Below are 18,262 nucleotides of genomic sequence, written 5' to 3'. Positions count from 1 at the left end.
TTTTGGCTCAGAAAAAAGCGCATGAAGTTGATCACTTTCTAACGCGCTTTTCGCGTGCTTTTCCTATTGTTCTCATTTATGGGCCTGATCGTGGTCTTGTTTGCGAGCGTGTACAGCGTTTTATTAAGTGCACAAAGATAGATGTAGAAGATCCTTTTTCCACTGTTCGTCTTGATGCTGGTGAAATTGATAAAGATTCTGCTCGATTGGTGGATGAAGCGCGCACTTTATCGCTTTTTGGGGGTGATCGTTTGATATGGGTGTCTAATGGTGCCAATCAAAAAAATTTCCTTACAGCTTTGAAGCTTTTAATTAAAGAACCACCAGAAAAAAGCTTTATTCTCATTGAGGCAGGGGATCTCAAAAAAGGGACAGGGTTGCGTAATGTTATTGAGCCGGCATCGATAGCGATGGCTTTACCCTGTTTTGCGGACGATATCCGTGCTCTTGATGCGTTAATTGATGAAGTCTTGGGTCATTTTAAAATGACTCTTTCTTTAGATGCGCGCAAGTGGTTGCTCCATCATTTGGGAGGAGATCATCTTGTTTCGCGTGGTGAATTGGAAAAACTCTGTCTTTACGCTTTGGAGAAAACACATATTGCTCTTGAGGATGTGAAAGCTGTGGTAAGTGATGTGAGTGCGCTTTCTCAAGATGAAGTAATTGATGCTATTTTACTGGGAGATGTGCGAAGTTTTGAAGCACATTTTAACCGATATACAAGTATGCCAAGCACACTTTTTTTTATTTTGAGTGCTGCGCAGAGGCATTTTCAGCAATTACAGCTTTTGCGTTATCAAGTAGATGTTGAAGGGAAAAGCGTTTTTACAGCAGTTTCTCAAGCACAGCCGCCAATTTTTTTTCAGCGAAAAAAAACAGTTGAACGTGCCTTGAGCTATTGGGGGGGAGAACAAATTTCTTATGCAATGGAACGAATCCAGCATGCTGTTTTAGACAGCCGTAAAAATCCGCTTTTGGGTGAGGCTATCATTCGTCAAGCCTTGTTAGGGTTGGCAATTTTTGCACGACGTCGAATGGCGGCTTAAAATATTAAGCTCTATTGGGAGCGTATTTATTTTAAAACCGTGAAAGTTTTATGAAATAAATTTTTCTCTTATGATTGTTTGTTTTTGGTATTTTGCGCATTTGATAAAAGATTAACATTATTTTTATCGATTAATCTGTCCAATAAAAAGAATTTTAAAGGTGTTATTATTATCAAACTTTCTTTGTTGATAGAGTAAGGTTGCATCATACTTACTTGATTTATGCTATCGGGGGAGTGTAGGGATTTTATAGAATCACAGCATCTTTTCTTTACGTTTTTTAGCAGGATTTTCAACATTTGAAAAAGCTGTGTTGATTGTTTCTGCTTTAGTTTTATGCGATGTAGCCTAGGCATTTTGAAAAGTATTGATATTTTCTTATTCTTTGGGAAGCTTATTGGGGAATAAAGCTTGTGATATTTTGTGCAGAGCGCTTGTCATTATTGATCGAAAATTTATGAAGCATTTCGTGTTTTGTGCAGCGATGAATGTTTGTAAGCAATGAATTGACAAATTTTAGAACTTAATATTACGTTTTTTCTTACAAATAGGGGGCATTTTCCAGATAAAAATGATCTGCGAGTGGTCAGTGCAGATGATTAATGGATGGCGCATGATTTAATGATTCATTTTCTTTTGTTTGTTGTGGTTTTTTAAATGTTTGATACATAACTCTTGAATAAATAGACTGGCACATTTTGTGCTTTGTTGTCGTTTTCAAGGAGTTTTTAAAGGTGAAAGATGCTCCATATTCAGTTTGAAAAAATAGCACTCATTGGAATCGGTCTGATTGGGTCTTCTTTAGCAAGAGTTATTAAAAAGAAAAATCTTGCGGCTCAGATTTCTATTGCAACACGTCGTTCAGAAACCCTGAAAAGAGCGCGCAAATTGGAGCTTGGGGACTTTTATACGAGAGATAATGCAAAAGCTGTTGAAGGAGCAGATTTGGTTATTCTTTCTGTTCCTGTTGGGGCTAGTGCAGAAGTAGCAAAAACCATTCGTGATCATTTAAAACCTGGAGCGATTGTGAGTGATGTTGGTTCTACGAAAGCGTTGGTTATTGCGGAAATGGCACCTTTATTGCCAAAAACGGTTCATTTTATTCCTGGTCATCCAATTGCTGGAACGGAATATTCAGGACCGGATGCTGGTTTTGCTGATTTATTTATGAATCGTTGGTGTATTTTAACGCCTTTTGCTGAGAGTGATGCTGCTGCTGTCGCACAATTAACAGCGTTTTGGGAAGCTTGTGGTGCACGTGTTGAAAAGATGGATCCTAAACATCATGATCTTGTTTTGGCTATTGTTTCGCATTTGCCGCATTTGATTGCTTATAATACTGTCGGGACGGCTAGTGATTTAGAAAAGGTGACAAATTCAGAAGTCATTACTTATTCTGCTTCAGGTTTTCGTGATTTTACCCGTTTGGCATCTTCTGATCCCGTTATGTGGCGCGATATTTGTTTGCATAATAAGGATGCTATTTTAGAAATGTTGAGCCGTTTTAGTGAGGGGCTTGCTTTTTTAGAGCAGGCAATTCGTTTAGGAGATGGTGAGACATTGTTTAACTTTTTTACACGTACGCGTGCTGTACGTCGCAATATTATTGATGCTGGACAGGAAATTGATGCTCCTGATTTTGGACGTCAGAGTGTTTCTAAAAAAGGGTGAGTAAAAGCAAGGGGTTTTTGTTGAATTTCATTGGTTTTTTCTAGAAATCGATAAGAAGTTTTTTCTCTATTCAGTCATAGATTGCAATAAAAAAGAGTGGCGATTGCTTCGATACAGATAATCATGACTTCAAAAGGTTTTATGTGTACAATATTATCGTACTTAGCTCTCTATAGGGCGTATGATGTACAGAAGAGGTTGCTGATCTATAAAAGAGACAAAAAATGAAGTCGTTGTAGAATTTTATATAGTGGGTTGTTGTTTTTGTTTTAGTATAAAGTCAGGCTTGACCGTATTGATTATTGCCCTTTATATTGCAACATTGGAGAATATTTGTTTTCAGAGTTTTGATGATTTTTATAAAGCTTGAAATAGACTGAGGAAGAGTTTTACCAGAAAGTATCGAGATTTGTTAAGAAATATCTTTTGGTATAGCTATCGTATCCTTGTTGATGCAGTAAGCCATTATTGGCGTGATAACGGTAGTGCTTTTGCAAGCCATGTCGCGCTCTCTGGTCTTTTAGCATTTTTCCCTTTTTTTATTTTTGGAACTTCTCTTGCCAGTTTTCTTGGTGCTTTTACATATACACCGCAAAAAATCAAAGCTTTGGTGCAGTTATTACCAGATGTCATTGCAGAGCCTTTATCTCAGGAAATTATCAATGTTTTAACCATACAGCGGGGAGGAGTGTTGACAGTTTCTGTCATTGGAGCGGCTTATTTTGCCTCTAATGGGGTAGAGGCGTTACGTACAGCTTTAAATAGAGCTTATCGTGTTGTTGATCGGCGTAGCTTGTTGTTTTGTCGTTTTCAAAGTTTGTTTTTTGTGATTCTTGGAGCTGTTGGTCTTATTGTGATCAGCGTTTTGTTGATTTTAACACCTCTGCTTATCAAGATTATACAAAATCATTCTTTTTTCATTACAGAATATATCGGTGTCATTCGTCTATGGCGTTACATAATCGCAGCGGTTGTTCTCTTTGTAAGCCTTTTGATTGTTCATAAATGGCTACCAGCAGAGCGACGGAAGTTTATAGATATTTTACCAGGAATCGTGGTGACAATATCAGTGTGGTTTGTGGCTTCAATTGCTTTTGCACAATATTTAACAATGTTTGATTATATTTCTACCTATGCAGGGTTAGCATCTATTATGGTTGCTATTATTTTTCTTTACATATTAAGCGCAATTTTTATTTTGGGAGGAGAAATAAATGCGGCGATAATGTTTTATCGTAAGCATTTGCAACATTCAGATGAATGAAAGAACTTAACTATTGCATGAAAGCCAAGGTGTGAATATCCCAATAAAGCCTGCTATCACTTTGTTGATTGATGCGGATGCTTGTCCTGTAAAAGATGAAGTTTATCGGGTGATGAATCGTTATCAGCTTAAGACATTTGTTGTGGCAAATCGTTTTTTGTCCCTTCCAGATGAAGCACTCATTGAAAGAGTGGTCGTTGCTGGTGAATTCAATTGTGCTGATGATTGGATCGTAGAACATGTGCATGAGGCAAGTATCGTTATTACCAGTGATATTCCTTTAGCAGCACGGGTTGTGCAAGCTGGGGGTTTTTGTCTTTCGCCAACGGGGCGTATTTTTGATGTAAATTCAATTGGTCAAGCTTTGGCCATGCGCAATTTGATGGAAGATTTGCGGGGACAGGGCAGTATAACAGGTGGTCCCCGTCCTTTTTGTCGTAAAGACCGTTCTGCTTTTTTATCAGCACTGGATCTCCTTATACAACGTTTAAAAAGGCGTGGTTATTAGGTTATAGGGCTTCTTTTATAACAGCTTTTATAAGTGCTTTGGCATCATCATTGGCCCATGGAGCTGCACCATTGAAGGAAGCAATGAGATATCCCTCTTTATCGATGAGAAATGTAATGGGGAGTCCTAAAGCAATCCCCTGTTTTCTAACATTGTTGAAAATATCCATTGTTTCATCGCGATAGTAAAGCAAATTATCCGCATGAATATTCTGTAAAAATTGCTGAATTTTTTCAGGAGAAGCAGTTTTATCGATATTAATAGCTATGACATCAAAGTTTTCTCCACCTAATTCATGTTTTAATTGCGCAAGTTCGGGCATTTCTGTGCGGCAAGGTGCACACCAAATAGCCCATAGATTGACCAGCATTGGTTTTCCAGTAAATTCGCTGAGTGTGTGCTCTTTTCCTTGAACATCCTTGAAAGAGAGTTTCTTCATATCTGAGGGCGTATCAGCAAATCGTATGTGGCTAAAAAAGCCTTTTGCTGCTTTTCGGATCGCCATCATTTTTTCTGCTTGTGCTTTATCAGTGTTTATTTTTTGTGCTTTTGCTGCTGAAATGAAATTGAAAAGGAAAGACTCTCTTTTGTTATCGTGGTTTATGGTTGCGTATAAACTCAATGCAATGATAAAGAATACAAGGGAGAATTGCCTTTTTTTATTGTTTTTTTCGCTGATGAAAATTTGAGAAATCATAATTTTGTCCTTTGTATGGATGTTTACAGAATATGACAGATGAGGAATTAAAGAACCAAATGTGGGGTGGTCGGTTTGCGGCAGGGCCTGCTGCAATTATGGAAGAAATTAATGCCTCAATTGATTTTGATCAAAAACTTTATCGACAAGATATTGAAGGTTCCCTTTCTCATGCGGCTATGTTAGCGCAAACGAAAATCATTTCACAATCAGATTATGAAAAAATTGTTTATGGTTTGAAACTTATTCGCCAAGAAATTGAAGATGGTAAATTTATTTTTTCACGAAAGCTTGAAGATATTCATATGAATATTGAAGCGCGGCTGAGCGAATTGATTGGTTCTGTAGCAGGGCGTTTGCATACGGCTCGCTCACGCAATGATCAAGTTGCTGTTGATTTTCGCTTGTGGGTGCGTGAAGCAACGCAAAAGATAGCACAAGCTTTAAAAGGATTGATAGAGCAATTGCTTATTCGAGCAGAACAACATGTTGATACCTTTATGCCAGGCTTTACGCATTTACAATCAGCACAACCGGTAACATTTGGCCATTATATGATGGCTTATGTTGAAATGTTTGGTCGCGATTTATCGCGGATGCGTGATGCGATTGAGCGCATGAATGAATCGCCTTTAGGAGCGGCTGCTTTAGCGGGGACAGGCTTTCCAATTGACCGTTTTATGACAGCAAAAGCGTTAGGCTTTCGAGAACCAACACGCAATTCGATTGATAGTGTTTCGGATCGTGATTTTGCCTTAGAATTTTTAAGTGCTGGCGCTCTTTGTGCAACGCATCTTTCACGTTTAGCGGAAGAAATCGTCCTTTGGTCAAGTGCACAATTTCATTTTATTCGTTTATCAGATGCTTTTTCAACTGGTTCTTCTATTATGCCGCAAAAGCGAAATCCCGATGCTGCCGAACTTGTGCGGGCTAAAGTGGGACGGTTGAATGGCGCATTAATGGGGCTGTTAACGGTGATGAAAGGGTTACCCCTTGCTTATTCGAAGGATATGCAAGAAGATAAGGAATATGTCTTTGATGGCGCTATGAGTTTAGAATTATCCTTAGCGGCAATGACAGGGATTATTGGTGATTTACAAGTTAATAAAGAAGCTATGAAAAAAGCCGCTGATTCTGGCTATGCAACTGCAACCGATTTTGCCGATTGGCTTGTGCGGGAATTAGGGTTTCCTTTTCGTGAAGCACACCATATTACAGGGCGTGCTGTGGCATTAGCAGAAAAAAAACAATGCGGTTTGAGTGATTTATCATTGGTTGAGCTTCAAACGATATGTCCAGATATCAATGCGGCACTTTTTGACGTTTTGACGGTTGAAAAATCAGTCAAAAGTCGCAAAAGTTTTGGGGGCACTGCGCCTTCAGAAGTACTCCACCAAATTGCTTATTGGAAAAAACGTCTTATAACCGCCTGAGTGATTTTATTTTAAACGCAAGAATAAAGAAGAGATATTATTAGGAAAGAAAAGGGCGTATGAAGGTCATTTTAAAGAGTTTAACAATTGTCCTTTTGGGGAGCGTTATTATCGTTGGATGTGGGCGTAAAGGGGCATTAGAATTGCCTCCTTCAGCAATGGTGGATTCTTCACAAGGAACATTTGTTCCTCAAGGTAAAACAGATGAATCTTTTATTCTTGATCGGTTGATACAATAGGGATTTTTATGCGTTTTTTTTCTTATCATCAGGGTGTGCTCCACGCTGAAGGTCTTTCGCTTTTGGAACTTGTGCGGGAAGTTGGAACACCTTTTTATTGTTATTCAGCTAGCGCAATCGTTGCACATTTTAAAGATTATCAGAATGCATTTCGCGATATGCCGAGTTTAATTGCTTATGCGGTTAAAGCGAATTCCAACCAAGCGGTGTTACAACTTTTAGCGAACAATGGAGCGGGCGCTGATGTGGTCTCAGAAGGGGAATTACGGCGCGTACTTGCTGTTGGTATTCCTGCGCAGCGTATTATTTATTCTGGTGTTGGTAAAACAGTGAGAGAAATAGATTTTGCTCTTGCACAGGATATTTATTGTTTTAACGTTGAATCAGAGCCAGAACTTGAACAATTATCAGCACGGGCTGTTGCGCTTTCAAAAACAGCTCGTATTTCTTTGCGCATTAATCCTGATGTTGATGCTAAGACTCACAAGAAAATTACAACAGGAAAATCTGAAAATAAATTTGGTATTCCGCTATCGTTGGCGGGGGATGTCTATAAAAAAGCAGCCCAATTGCCCGGTCTTCATGTGTGTGGTGTTGATCTCCATATTGGTAGTCAAATTTGTGATTTAAAGCCGTTTGAAGATGCCTTTATTATTGCTGCAGATTTTGTGCGTCAATTATGGAATAATGGTTATGCGATAACCCATATTGATATTGGGGGTGGGCTTGGTATTTTTTATGGTCATGAGCAATATCCAGTACCCTCTCCTTTTGAGTATGCGGCCTTGGTAAAGAAACATATTGCGCCTTTAGGGATTGATATTATTTTAGAGCCTGGGCGTAGTATTGTTGGTGAAGCTGGTGTTTTGGTGACATCGGTTGTGTATTTAAAAAAGGGGGAAGGGCGGAATTTTGTTATTGTTGATGCGGCAATGAATGATTTCATGCGTCCGACGCTTTATGACGCGTGGCAAAATGTGATACCAGTGAAAAAAACACCAGTAGATGCCCTAATGATCAATGCTGATATTGTTGGTCCTGTTTGTGAAACCGGTGATTATTTAGGCTTGGAACGCTCTTTACCGGTGTTGAAAGCAGGTGATGTTTTGGCAATAACAGGAGCGGGGGCTTATGGTGCGGTAATGGCAAGCACCTATAATAGCCGGCTTTTGGTGCCGGAGGTTCTTATTCAGGATACACGTTTTGCGATTATTCGTCCACGTCGTGATTATGCGCAATTAATAGATTGCGATCATATTCCAGATTGGATTTAGCCTGAATTGAATTGAGCATTGTTAAATATTTTTGGTCTTATTTTTACTAAACTTTGATGAAACAATTTATTTTCTGGAAATAGTCTTGTATGCATTTTATGATTTTAGTTTACCGCTGTAAAAGGGGAAAAATGTTTGTCTATGAGAGATGAAAACATCAAAAGCTTTGCAAGAATGAAGCTTTTGTGTGTGTGCATTTTGATGTGGTGTATCCTCTCATTTGAGCGGATATGGCTACGGTTGTTGCCGTTTTTTTTGATTCTCAGCCTCTTTTGTTCGGTTAGTTGGTTTGGCATTTTTGCCATTCTGAGTTATTGGCCACATTTGTTCTTGCTTGGATTTATGCTTTTTTCTGCTGTGGCAAGTTTGTTTTTTCTTATTCGCTTTCAGTTTCCGACAGTTAGAGAAGTTAATCGACGCATTGAACAAGCAAATAGCCTCAAAAATCAACCTTTATGTGCTCAAACAGATCGTTTATATCCAGAAAATGATGAAGGTTTTAGTGCAATTGTTTGGCGCGAACATCAACGCCGCATGGCCGAACAATTGTACCATTTAAAAACAGGATTTGCCTATCCTAATAGTGCTGTTTATGATCCTTTGGCTTTGAGGGCTTTATGTGTTCTCCTTTTTGTGTGTGCTTTTAGTTTTTCTTTTGGCTCTTTGGGGGGGCGTTTAGCAGATGCCTTTGATTTCCGTCCTTTAGTTGATGAAACATTGATGCGGATTGATGCTTGGGTAACACCCCCTGCTTATACGGGTGTTGCACCTCTTTATTTAACGAAAGGCGAGACAACACTGTTTACAGTTCCTGAAGGGAGTGATCTCGTTGTGCGTGTTGTCAATGGTGCTGGTGTTACAGTAAAAGCGCTTTTTGAAGAAGATGGGCGGGAGGTTTTGTTTTCTAAAAAAAGCGATAAAATGGTTTTTAATGATCCAACTGTTCATTTTGAAACACGTTTAGAACGTTCAGTAGCTTTGTCTGTATCATCGCGTCATAAGCAACAGCAATGGTATTTGCAGGTGATGAAAGATCAGTATCCGACAATTCGTTGGGTGGAGAAGCCTGGGCGAATTTTGACTGGTTCATTAGAACTACAGTATGAGATGGATGATGATTATGGAGTGACAAAGTCCTTTGTTGAAATAGAGCCTTTTCTTGACAACCGTGAAAATACCATTTCTCTTTATAGAGCACCTGAAATAAATCTTCTTCTACCGCGTGGTGGAAAGGGTAAAATGCGGATGGTACGAGATGTGTCAAATCATCCGTGGGCTGGTTTAGAAGTCAAAATTACTTTGGTGGCAGAAGATGGTGCTGGACAGCAAGGTCGTAGCAAAACTTTTGTTATGACATTACCGCAACGTATTTTTTCCAATCCTATCGCTCGTGCAGTGAGTGAATTGCGTCGTTTATTGGCTCTTAATCCTTTATCGCGAGAGCAGGTACTTGATATGCTTTCTGCTTTGCTGGTGCGTCCAGAAGATGGTCTTCAAAATGCAACACATTTCCTTGCTCTACAGAGTGCATGGACAAGGCTTTCTCTGGCAGAGACAGAAGATGATTTGCGCGATGTGGTCAACTATTTATGGCAAATTGCTTTGGGTATTGAAGGCAATCAACTTGAATCTGTTCAGAAAAATTTAAAACAAGCACAAGCTGCTTTGCGTGATGCACTTCGCTACGGTGCTCCAGCTAAAGAAATTGAGCGACTTATGGCGGATTTACGACAAGCTATGGATGATTATATTCATACTTTGGCTGAAAAGGCACAAGATAGTAATAGCGGTTCTAGTCGTCCCAATCTTTCAGAAGATACATTGCAGCAAAAGCTGAATTCAATTGAGGAAATGGCCAAGATGGGCTCCTCTGTAGCAGCGGAACAGTTATTGGCTGAAATCGAACAAACTCTCGATCATTTGCAAGTGCAAAAAGGCAATCAAGGTGGGGAGCAGGGCGAGAGCCAATTCGCACAAATGAAAGAAAAAATGGATCATCTTGGAGATTTGATGCGTCGTCAGCAAGAAATTCTCAATGAAACACATCAGTTAGAAATGGAACAACGACGTGGTGAAAATGTGCAGGAAAAGAAAAGCAGATCTTTAAAAAAACGTCAGGCTGAGTTGCAATCTGAATTATTGACGTTAGAAAAAGAATTGTCAGAACAAGGGGTTGAACAGAGCGATGCCTTGAAAAGGGCAGAGGAGAAAATGAATTCTGCAGAAGTTGCTCTTGATCAGGGAAATCATCAAACATCCATACAAAATCAGTCAGATGCTTTAGAGGCCTTAAGGCAGGGTGCACAAAATATTTTAGAAAAAATGCGTGAAGTCCTCAAAAACGCAGGAAATAATAACAAGGCTATCTCTGGTCAAGAAGAAGATCCATTAGGACGTTCGCTTTCTTCAAAAACGGATCAAGGGCAAGAAGGTACGGCACTACCGCAAGAAAGTGATAAAATGCGTGCGCGGCAGATTTTGGATGAAATTCGCAAACGCCTTGGTAAGGAGCATATTCCAGAAGCAGAAAAAAACTATCTTGAAAGGTTGCTTCGTTTTAATTAATCACTTGGCTTTTTCTTAGCTGAAAAACATGCACGGGAAGTTTTTCATGAAGCGCAAGTTTTAAAAGGTAAAAGCGATAAAGTGCTTTTGTGCAGTGATCATGGGAATGTTCTATGCTAGTTTTGAAGCCATTTGGGTTTAAAATATGAAATATTAAAATTTTCGCCATTGCGAAGAAAAAGCAAAGGTCCATATAAGTGGGGTATATGAAAGCCTGTGATGTTTGAAATTTGTTTCTACACGGTATGTTGAATTGGATATAGTCACACTGAGAGATTTTTACGCTTCTGCACTTGGATTGCGCGTACAAGAGACGCTATGTGATCAGTTAAATTTATGCTGGCCGGATCTTGCTGATAAACGGGTCATGGGTCTTGGTTATGCATTGCCTTATCTTTCTGCGTTGTATACGCGTGCACAACAATGTTTTGCTTTTATGCCTGCTGCTCAGGGTGCTTCACCTTGGCCTTGTACTGATAAGGTCGCTACAGCACTTGTTTTTGAAGAAGATTTACCGCTTTCTGATGCTTCGATTGATTGTATTTTATTGGTACATGCACTTGAATATACAGAAAATGCATTTGAAACACTGAATGAAATATGGCGTGTTTTGGCTCCCAATGGTCACTTGATCGTTATTGTTCCTAATCGCTCAGGTTTTTGGGCGCGTAATGGCTGCACACCCTTTGGTTATGGTGAACCTTATAGTCGACAACAAATTGCTCGTTTGTTTGAAAAAACAAATTTTATTTCTGGACCAGTACAAGAAATTGTACATTATACGCCTTCCTCAGGTTATGCTTCGCGATTGTTTTCCTTTCTTTATGAACCATTTGCACGCCATCTTTTACCTTATTTTGGTGGTCTCTTAATCTGTCAGGCTCAGAAGCGTGTTTATCAAGGTTTGCTTGTTCAGCGTCGCCAGTCACGGCGTGTTTTTATGCCTGCGTTATCACCACAAGCACGTGAAAACTCTCTCTCGTGGCGGCTTCCTTTTGCTTTCAGAGAAGAAAAATTAATGGCATCAAAATCATTTTTGAAGCAGTAAATTTGGATTAAAGATTAAGACGATATCCGTTCTGATCCGTAATGAGAATTTGTGCGTTGGAAGGGTCTTTTTCGATTTTTTGTCGTAAACGATAGATATGGGTTTCTAACGTGTGTGTAACAATATTTTCGTTGTATCCCCAAATTTGTTCCAACAATGTTTCACGGTTCACGATGTGCTCGTTGGTGCAGCAGAGGTATTTAAGAATTGCTGCTTCTTTTTCTGTGAGGCGAATTTGGTTGTTATCTTGATCAATAAGGAGTTTTTGTCTAGGTTGAAAAGTATAGGGACCAATTAAAAAAAACGCATCTTCATTTTGTTCGTATTGACGCAATTGAGCGCGAATTCGCGCTAACAATACAGCAAAACGAAAGGGTTTTTTGACATAATCATTGGCGCCTGTTTCAAGGTCTAAAATGGTATCGCAATCTGTATCATGATTTGTGATCATGATAATGGGAGCACGAAATCCTTGGGTGCGTAATTTTTTGACGGCTTTAAGGCCATCAAGATCAGGGAGCTCAATACCAAAAATGGCTAAATTAACGTTTTTCTCTTTGGCTATTGCGATTCCTGCTTTAGCTGTTTTTGATCGGAAAACTTTAAATTCTTTATGCATTTGCAATTGTTCTACCAAAATGAGGCGCAGGTCATCATCGTTTTCAACGATTAAAAGCGTGTATCTGGTCATTTTTTTTCCTTATAAGGTGTGTTGATGTCCTGACTAACTGAAAATAGTTTCATGAAAATGGAGTTTCATGCAAGGAGAATTAAAAAAGAAATCCCATAAAAAACAAACTTTTGTTGCTTTTATGGTTGTGTGCTGACAATTAGGTAATTGTACGCAAGTTTTTTTTATGCGCAGGGTGGAATCGTTTTTTGTGCTCTAAGGAATTTCAGTATTTTTGCTTTTAAGCGTGAAAGTTATGGTGCGATGCTTTTGGCATATATGCATTTTGGGGAGGATTTCATGGTAATCCTTATTATTTCTTCATTTTGTTTTGCCTTTTCATTGCATTCGAGTGCAGAATGGTTGGTGTGATGCGCGTGGTGGTGCCAATTATATCGTTTAGTACGCCTTCCTTACTTCCGTAGTTCTGAAAAGATGTATCGTGAAGATGGCCTTTATGCTATCGTTTTGGTGTTGGATTGAAATAGTACAGAACGAAAAATGGCAAGAGGGAGTGCCATTTTTATGCATTTAATGCGAGAAAATTATACATCGACAGAAGGATGTATCGCGCGCGCTCGTCGTGACATGAAACGTCTCTTGCCACATATTAGCCGATGAACAAAAATTGTTATTTTAGGTTGAAAGAATTTTCATCTCAAGATTGCCCATCAAACAGACTTCTTTCCATTCAGCTTCTGTTACAGGTTGCACTGATAAGCGAGAGGCATTGACCAGCACCATATTTTCCAGTTTTGGATTTGCTTTAATCTGTTTTAATGAAACAGGTGTTGGCATATCATAGAGTGCACGGATATCCACACATTCCCAGCGTGGATCAGAGGTGGTAGAATCAGGATGTGCTTCAGCACAGACCTCTACAATGCCTACGATTTCTAATCCTGTATTTGAATGATAAAAAAAACCTTTATCACCATATTTCATGGCGCGCATATTGTTACGAGCTTGATAATTGCGTACACCATCCCATTGTTCACCATCAGCACCTTTTTGCTTTTGCATGTCCCATGACCATTTATGGGGTTCAGATTTAAAAAGCCAATAAGCCATGCGCTCTCCTTTTTATAAGCACCTATATAACATCATAAAGTATGATTTTTAAAATGGGGTAAAGAGTACGCATTATCGATTTGTTTCTTCTTTGTTGGAAATAATTGAGTTGTGGTAGAAAAATGAGCCATATTTTTTCACATGATGTATAGAGATACTGTGCTTTTACTCTCTTGCAGGAGAGAAAATGTGCGCGTGGAGCGAAAAATAGACTTAAAGTCAATCGGCTCAGCATATGAAAGTTTAATTATTTTTTGGTTTTAGTCTAGAAGGGCTAGTCAATATGATTGCACTAAGTTGAAATTATTGCGTTGCGTTTAAAAAATAAAACGGGAAAATTGGTTCTAAAAAGCTTAAATACTATAATGATTATGGGAACAGGTGAAATATTAAATGATGATGGTTTATATTGTGCTTCGTGAATAATATAAACACCAATCTATTTCTATGCTTTTGTTCCACGACGTCCTGTTCCGATTAAAGGAACGGCTTTTTCATCTAATGGCCAGCGTGAACGAGGAGCAATGTCAAGAGAACTTGTTTCTCCTCGAGCAAGCCGCTCAGCTCCAGCAAAAGCAATCATTGCAGCATTGTCTGTGCACAAAGAAAGAGGGGGGGCTATAAATTCAAAACCGTGTTTATGAGCAAGTTCTTGCAACGTAGATCGAATGGCTTGGTTAGCAGCTACTCCACCTGCGACAACTAAAGCAGGTGGACGACGTCCTTGATAATGCGAGAGAGGATACTGGTGGATAAAGTGTTGTAGAGCCAAGTTAACACGATCACACACTGTGTCGGTAACGGCTGCTTGAAAGCTTGCCGCAATGTCAGAAACATCGCTTTCTGCAAGAGGTGCCATGGCTGTTGCGGCTTGTCGAACGGCAGTTTTGAGGCCGGAAAAAGAAAAATCTAACCGTTTTTCACCTTTTAAAGGTCGTGGAAGAGGGATACGATTTTTATCACCCAATAAAGCTGCTTTTTCAAGAGCGGGGCCGCCAGGATAAGGAAGGCCTAAGAGCTTTGCTGTTTTATCAAAAGCTTCTCCCAAGGCATCATCAATAGTGGTTCCTAAACGTTGGTAATTGCCTACGCCATGAACAAGGATTGTTTGTGTATGACCACCTGATACCAAAAGCAATAAATAAGGAAAATTAACATTATGTGTTAGCACGGCTGTTAAGGCATGCCCTTCCAGATGATTTACGGCAATAAAAGGTTTTCCAGTGGCAAGAGACAGTGCTTTTGCAGTCATAACGCCTACTAAGAGCCCTCCTATCAAACCAGGACCACTTGTGGCTGCAATGGCATCAATGTCTTTCAGTTTTGTGTTTGCTTCTGTCAGTGCTTTCAAAATTAAATCATCGAGAATTTCAACATGGGCACGGGCAGCAATTTCAGGAACAACACCGCCGTAAGGTGCATGATGGTCAATTTGGCTCCAAACAATATTGGAAAGAATTCGGCTGTTTCCTTCCTTGTTGTGTTCAATAACAGCAGCAGCAGTTTCATCGCAACTTGTTTCTATTCCTAACAGGCGCATTTTAGACAAAACCTTATGTTTAAGCTTCTTTCATGGGTGGGTACCACGGACAGGCAAAGAAGCAAAGGACTTCTCTTAAAATTGATCTCTTAGTGAGAAAAATAATTTTAGTTTTTTCTTTGCTCTAATTGCTTTGTTGACCAAAAATTAAGGTATGTTTTTCAGTATAAAATGCTAGTGTGTTTTTAAAAAGGTTGTTTATAAAAGTATATCACTGTAAGTATCTCTATAGGGATTAATAGGGATAAATTGTAGAGAGTTTTGACGAAGAAATACTCTTGATAGAAAGAGTGTAAAACAAAATATGTTGTTTGAGAAATGCTTAATTTTTAAAGCTTTTTTCATTTTGTTATTTTATCTTTTAAAAAAAGTACGAAAAAAGTGGCTAAGATGGCAGATTCTTCAAAATCTAAAATTAAATCGCATTACACTGGTGTTCGTCGTAAGAAACCCGTGATTGAACATGAAGGTGTGAGTCATGATTCAGAGCAAAAAGTACAAAACTCTGTAGAATTGAACGCGATAGAAAAACAGAGCGAGCAAAATACGCAGAATAAGCGTCTGTCTGGTATTTCTTGGTTTTTTTTGCCAATCTCAGGAATTATTGGTGGTCTCATTGCTTTGGGTCTTGCGATGGCGCTACAGTGGGCGGGTCTTCTTCCTTCTTTTTCGGTGGATGATCGTGCTGGCGGAGAAAAAGCTTTACAGATTGCGGAAACAGCAAAAAGTCAAAGTGAAGAGACAGTGCAGAAATTGGGGCGTGTACTTCAAGAAATTGATGCATTGAAAGCAGAGCTTTCTTCTTTTTCATCACAAAAACTTGACACCTTTCAAGGTGAGGAAATTTCACAAGAAGAAAGCAGAAAAGCCGTTGCAGCTTTAGAAGAAAAAGTAAGTGGTCTTGAAGAGTATGTGTTAAATTTAGTAAGCGTATCAAAAGAGATGAAAACAGCTTTGTCTGTTGGAGAGAGTAATGCAAATGATCTTACTGCTTTAAAGCAACAGTTAGAGAATATGCAGGAAGAAATTATTGCTAAAAATAATGAGAAAGAAAAAATAAATACTGCATTGTTTATTGCAATCAGTTCGCTAAAAAATGCCATAGATCGGGGTGGTTCTTATGTCAATGAATTGACAATATTACAGCAATTATCGCCTTCGATTGAGGGATTTGATTTGTTACAAAAAACAGCTACAACGGGTCTTCCACGTTCAGCTCAACTTTCAGCTGATTTTGCGCGTGTTGCGGATGCTATCGTTAGTACGCAAAATAGTGTTGCGTCAAATGCCGGTTTTTTTGAAAAGATTTTGGCATGGATAAAAGGTCTTGTTGTCTCACGGCCGATTGGAAATGTTGAAGGGACAACGCTGGGAGCGATTGCAGCACGGATGGAAGTTGCTATTCAAACGGGTGATTACGATAAGGCTTTGAGTGAATGGCAAACATTGCCCCAAAGTGCAAAAGATGTTTCGGAAGATTTTGTTCATCAACTTGAAAGATACATTGCTGTTCATCATCTGCTCCAAAAGTTGTTGCTGTCTGCGCAACAAGGATCTGTTAAAGCAACAAAGATGTAAATAGGCTCAAGATGATACGTGTTTTGATTTATACTTTTGTTGTATGTGTGGTTGGTCTAGCATTTGGATGGGTTGCTAATCACAATGATGTTTTTGTCATAACATTTTTGCAGTTTCGGTTTTCCGTTTCATTGTTGACACTCTTAAGCGCGCTCATTTTGTTTCTTGGAGTTTTAGTGCTTCTGTGGTGGCTTTTGTCTACCCTTTTTTCCATCCCTAGGGCTTTCTCCAATTATTTTTATAAACGCCACAAAAAGCTGGGTTATGAAGCTCTTTCAAAAGGCGTTCTTGCTGTTTTTGCTGGTGATGGTGTTGCCGCACAAAAAATGGTGGCACGTGTTGTAAAATATCTTCCAAGTCATCAAGAGCCATTGGTTAGACTCTTACAAGCTCAAACTTTGTCTTTGCAAGATGATTCTGTTCGCGCCATTGATCTTTATGAGAAGATGAGAAAGGAAGCGCCGACAAAATTGGCTGGACTTTATGGCTTGTTTCGTGAAGCTATAAAAACAAATGCTTATGAAGCAGCGCAACAATATGCAGAAGAAGCCTTGGCTTTGTCACCCGCACTTTTGTGGGCTAATCAAGCAGTGCTTGATCAGCTGAGTGCTGAGGGTAAATGGGATAAAGCACTTGATATTTTTGAGCGGGCACAAAAAGCTTTGCCTCGTTCTCGTCGTTCGACTGTCGAGCGTCATCATATACAGGCTTTGCTGTTAAGTGGACAGGCACTTAATCTGTTTAACACACATCCTTTCGATGCGCGTGCAGCTATTTTGAAAGCACATAAATTAGCACCTGATTTTGTGCCTATAACGGTTATTGCTGCTGATATTCTTTATAAACTAAATGAAATACGCAAAGCTGATAAAATGATTATTTCTGCTTGGCAGAAAGATCCTCATCCTGATTTGGGAGCACTTTATCTTGAAAGAGAAGAGGGAGCCGTTGGGCGGTTAAAAAAAGCTAAAACACTGGCTTCTTATAATAAAGGCACATTTGAATCGGCGTTCCTCATTGCTAAAGCTGCGCTAGATGCTGGTGAAAGGGGGTTAGCAAGAGAACAGGCACAAAAAGCACTCCGGTATCATCCGCGGGAAAGTGTTTATTTGTTGCTAGCAGATATTGAAGAAGCAGAAGGAAATAATCAAGGGGCGGTGCGGCAATGGCTTTCTTTGGCATTGCGTGCTGAACGTGATCCCGTATGGATGTGTGATGGGTCCATCTTTTCTTCTTGGTCTGTGGTTTCTCCAATAAGTGGACGTTTGGGGTGTTTCGAATGGAAAACGCCTCCCAGCATGCCTCCTCTCACATTAGAGGCTGATAATGTTACACTGAAAAAAGAAGATAAAGAAGATAAAAAAGGTATTGTGGAAAAAACTGCTTTTGTTGAAGATAAGTTGCTTGAAGAGGTCTCATCTTTAGGAGATGGTCTTTTGCATCATGTTCAGACAAAGGAACAAGATATAAAGAAAAAAGAGACTGAGCTACTAAGCCAAACACACTTAAATGTTGATGATCCAGGGATTAAAACAGAAGAGGATGATGCGTCTTTATCGAAAAAGAAATTTCGGTTATTTTAAAAAGAAGAACTAGAGTGAAGAGTGTTGATTAAAATTGTTCTTGTTTTTAAAAAATTAGATTTAACTTGATTGTAG

Annotated in this window: 15 protein-coding genes; 11 read left to right on the top strand and 4 right to left on the bottom strand. The window is 39.2% G+C overall.

The window, feature by feature from the left end:
* Positions 1-2: 2 nt before the first annotated feature.
* The 4 genes from holA (at position 3) to ACKC4Y_RS08320 (ending at position 4,489) form a co-directional block, all read left to right on the top strand.
* Complete coding sequence (gene holA / locus ACKC4Y_RS08335; protein WP_409361266.1) at positions 3-1,046, top strand: DNA polymerase III subunit delta; 1,044 nt, start codon at positions 3-5, stop codon at positions 1,044-1,046.
* 741 nt (positions 1,047-1,787) lie between these two features.
* Positions 1,788-2,717 (top strand): prephenate/arogenate dehydrogenase family protein, encoded by a 930-nt coding sequence (locus ACKC4Y_RS08330; protein WP_409361265.1) that lies wholly within the window; start codon positions 1,788-1,790, stop codon positions 2,715-2,717.
* A 409-nt stretch (positions 2,718-3,126) separates the two neighbouring features.
* Positions 3,127-3,981 (top strand): YihY/virulence factor BrkB family protein, encoded by an 855-nt coding sequence (locus tag ACKC4Y_RS08325; protein ID WP_409361264.1) that lies wholly within the window; start codon positions 3,127-3,129, stop codon positions 3,979-3,981.
* 13 nt (positions 3,982-3,994) lie between these two features.
* Entirely contained in the window at positions 3,995-4,489 is a 495-nt protein-coding gene (locus ACKC4Y_RS08320) for a YaiI/YqxD family protein (RefSeq protein WP_409361263.1), read from the top strand.
* 1 nt (position 4,490) lies between these two features.
* On the opposite strand, the gene ACKC4Y_RS08315 is transcribed toward ACKC4Y_RS08320, so the two are convergent.
* Positions 4,491-5,186, bottom strand: a complete 696-nt coding sequence (locus ACKC4Y_RS08315; RefSeq protein ID WP_409361262.1) for a TlpA disulfide reductase family protein — start codon at positions 5,184-5,186, stop codon at positions 4,491-4,493.
* A 32-nt stretch (positions 5,187-5,218) separates the two neighbouring features.
* On the opposite strand from ACKC4Y_RS08315, the gene argH reads away from it, so the two are divergent.
* The 5 genes from argH to ACKC4Y_RS08290 all read left to right on the top strand — a co-directional run bounded on the left by argH (position 5,219) and on the right by ACKC4Y_RS08290 (position 11,745).
* Positions 5,219-6,619, top strand: a complete 1,401-nt coding sequence (argH, locus tag ACKC4Y_RS08310; RefSeq protein ID WP_409361261.1) for an argininosuccinate lyase — start codon at positions 5,219-5,221, stop codon at positions 6,617-6,619.
* 59 nt (positions 6,620-6,678) lie between these two features.
* A complete protein-coding gene (lptM, locus tag ACKC4Y_RS08305) occupies positions 6,679-6,858 on the top strand; it encodes an LPS translocon maturation chaperone LptM (RefSeq protein ID WP_409361260.1) in 180 nt (59 codons plus the stop codon).
* 8 nt (positions 6,859-6,866) lie between these two features.
* Complete coding sequence (gene lysA / locus ACKC4Y_RS08300) at positions 6,867-8,132, top strand: diaminopimelate decarboxylase (protein ID WP_409361259.1); 1,266 nt, start codon at positions 6,867-6,869, stop codon at positions 8,130-8,132.
* 141 nt (positions 8,133-8,273) lie between these two features.
* Positions 8,274-10,697 (top strand): TIGR02302 family protein, encoded by a 2,424-nt coding sequence (locus tag ACKC4Y_RS08295; RefSeq protein ID WP_409361258.1) that lies wholly within the window; start codon positions 8,274-8,276, stop codon positions 10,695-10,697.
* Between the two features lie 223 nt (positions 10,698-10,920).
* Positions 10,921-11,745: a methyltransferase domain-containing protein gene (locus ACKC4Y_RS08290; RefSeq protein WP_409361257.1), complete on the top strand. Its 825-nt coding sequence runs from the start codon at positions 10,921-10,923 to the stop codon at positions 11,743-11,745.
* A gap of 7 nt (positions 11,746-11,752) precedes the next feature.
* On the opposite strand, the gene ACKC4Y_RS08285 is transcribed toward ACKC4Y_RS08290, so the two are convergent.
* The 3 genes from ACKC4Y_RS08285 to tsaD all read right to left on the bottom strand — a co-directional run bounded on the left by ACKC4Y_RS08285 (position 11,753) and on the right by tsaD (position 15,026).
* Positions 11,753-12,436, bottom strand: coding sequence for a response regulator transcription factor (locus ACKC4Y_RS08285; protein WP_409361256.1), 684 nt, complete (start codon positions 12,434-12,436; stop codon positions 11,753-11,755).
* Between the two features lie 615 nt (positions 12,437-13,051).
* Positions 13,052-13,486: an EVE domain-containing protein gene (locus tag ACKC4Y_RS08280; protein ID WP_409361255.1), complete on the bottom strand. Its 435-nt coding sequence runs from the start codon at positions 13,484-13,486 to the stop codon at positions 13,052-13,054.
* 445 nt (positions 13,487-13,931) lie between these two features.
* Positions 13,932-15,026 carry a tRNA (adenosine(37)-N6)-threonylcarbamoyltransferase complex transferase subunit TsaD gene (gene tsaD, locus ACKC4Y_RS08275; protein WP_409361254.1) on the bottom strand — a complete coding sequence of 365 codons (1,095 nt, stop codon included), beginning with the start codon at positions 15,024-15,026 and terminating at the stop codon, positions 13,932-13,934.
* 390 nt (positions 15,027-15,416) lie between these two features.
* On the opposite strand from tsaD, the gene ACKC4Y_RS08270 reads away from it, so the two are divergent.
* Together ACKC4Y_RS08270 and ACKC4Y_RS08265 are read left to right on the top strand one after the other, a co-directional pair.
* Entirely contained in the window at positions 15,417-16,604 is a 1,188-nt protein-coding gene (locus ACKC4Y_RS08270) for a COG4223 family protein (RefSeq protein WP_409361253.1), read from the top strand.
* 11 nt (positions 16,605-16,615) lie between these two features.
* Positions 16,616-18,187 carry a heme biosynthesis protein HemY gene (locus ACKC4Y_RS08265; RefSeq protein ID WP_409361252.1) on the top strand — a complete coding sequence of 524 codons (1,572 nt, stop codon included), beginning with the start codon at positions 16,616-16,618 and terminating at the stop codon, positions 18,185-18,187.
* Positions 18,188-18,262: the final 75 nt, after the last annotated feature.

Source organism: Bartonella heixiaziensis, from assembly GCF_046245125.2.
Taxonomy (GTDB): Bacteria; Pseudomonadota; Alphaproteobacteria; order Rhizobiales; family Rhizobiaceae; genus Bartonella; species Bartonella heixiaziensis.
Note: the sequence above shows the minus strand (reverse complement) of the source record. Positions and strands in the feature narration are given on the sequence as shown.

What these genes read in the sequence shown, in the direction of transcription:
- ACKC4Y_RS08330 (WP_409361265.1), top strand. Translation starts at nt 1,788, where the DNA reads ATGCTCCATATTCAGTTTGAAAAAATAGCACTCATTGGAATCGGTCTG.
- ACKC4Y_RS08315 (WP_409361262.1), bottom strand. Translation starts at nt 5,186, where the DNA reads ATGATTTCTCAAATTTTCATCAGCGAAAAAAACAATAAAAAAAGGCAA.
- argH (WP_409361261.1), top strand. Translation starts at nt 5,219, where the DNA reads ATGACAGATGAGGAATTAAAGAACCAAATGTGGGGTGGTCGGTTTGCG.
- lptM (WP_409361260.1), top strand. Translation starts at nt 6,679, where the DNA reads ATGAAGGTCATTTTAAAGAGTTTAACAATTGTCCTTTTGGGGAGCGTT.
- lysA (WP_409361259.1), top strand. Translation starts at nt 6,867, where the DNA reads ATGCGTTTTTTTTCTTATCATCAGGGTGTGCTCCACGCTGAAGGTCTT.
- ACKC4Y_RS08295 (WP_409361258.1), top strand. Translation starts at nt 8,274, where the DNA reads ATGAGAGATGAAAACATCAAAAGCTTTGCAAGAATGAAGCTTTTGTGT.
- ACKC4Y_RS08285 (WP_409361256.1), bottom strand. Translation starts at nt 12,436, where the DNA reads ATGACCAGATACACGCTTTTAATCGTTGAAAACGATGATGACCTGCGC.
- ACKC4Y_RS08280 (WP_409361255.1), bottom strand. Translation starts at nt 13,486, where the DNA reads ATGGCTTATTGGCTTTTTAAATCTGAACCCCATAAATGGTCATGGGAC.
- tsaD (WP_409361254.1), bottom strand. Translation starts at nt 15,026, where the DNA reads ATGCGCCTGTTAGGAATAGAAACAAGTTGCGATGAAACTGCTGCTGCT.
- ACKC4Y_RS08270 (WP_409361253.1), top strand. Translation starts at nt 15,417, where the DNA reads ATGGCAGATTCTTCAAAATCTAAAATTAAATCGCATTACACTGGTGTT.
- ACKC4Y_RS08265 (WP_409361252.1), top strand. Translation starts at nt 16,616, where the DNA reads ATGATACGTGTTTTGATTTATACTTTTGTTGTATGTGTGGTTGGTCTA.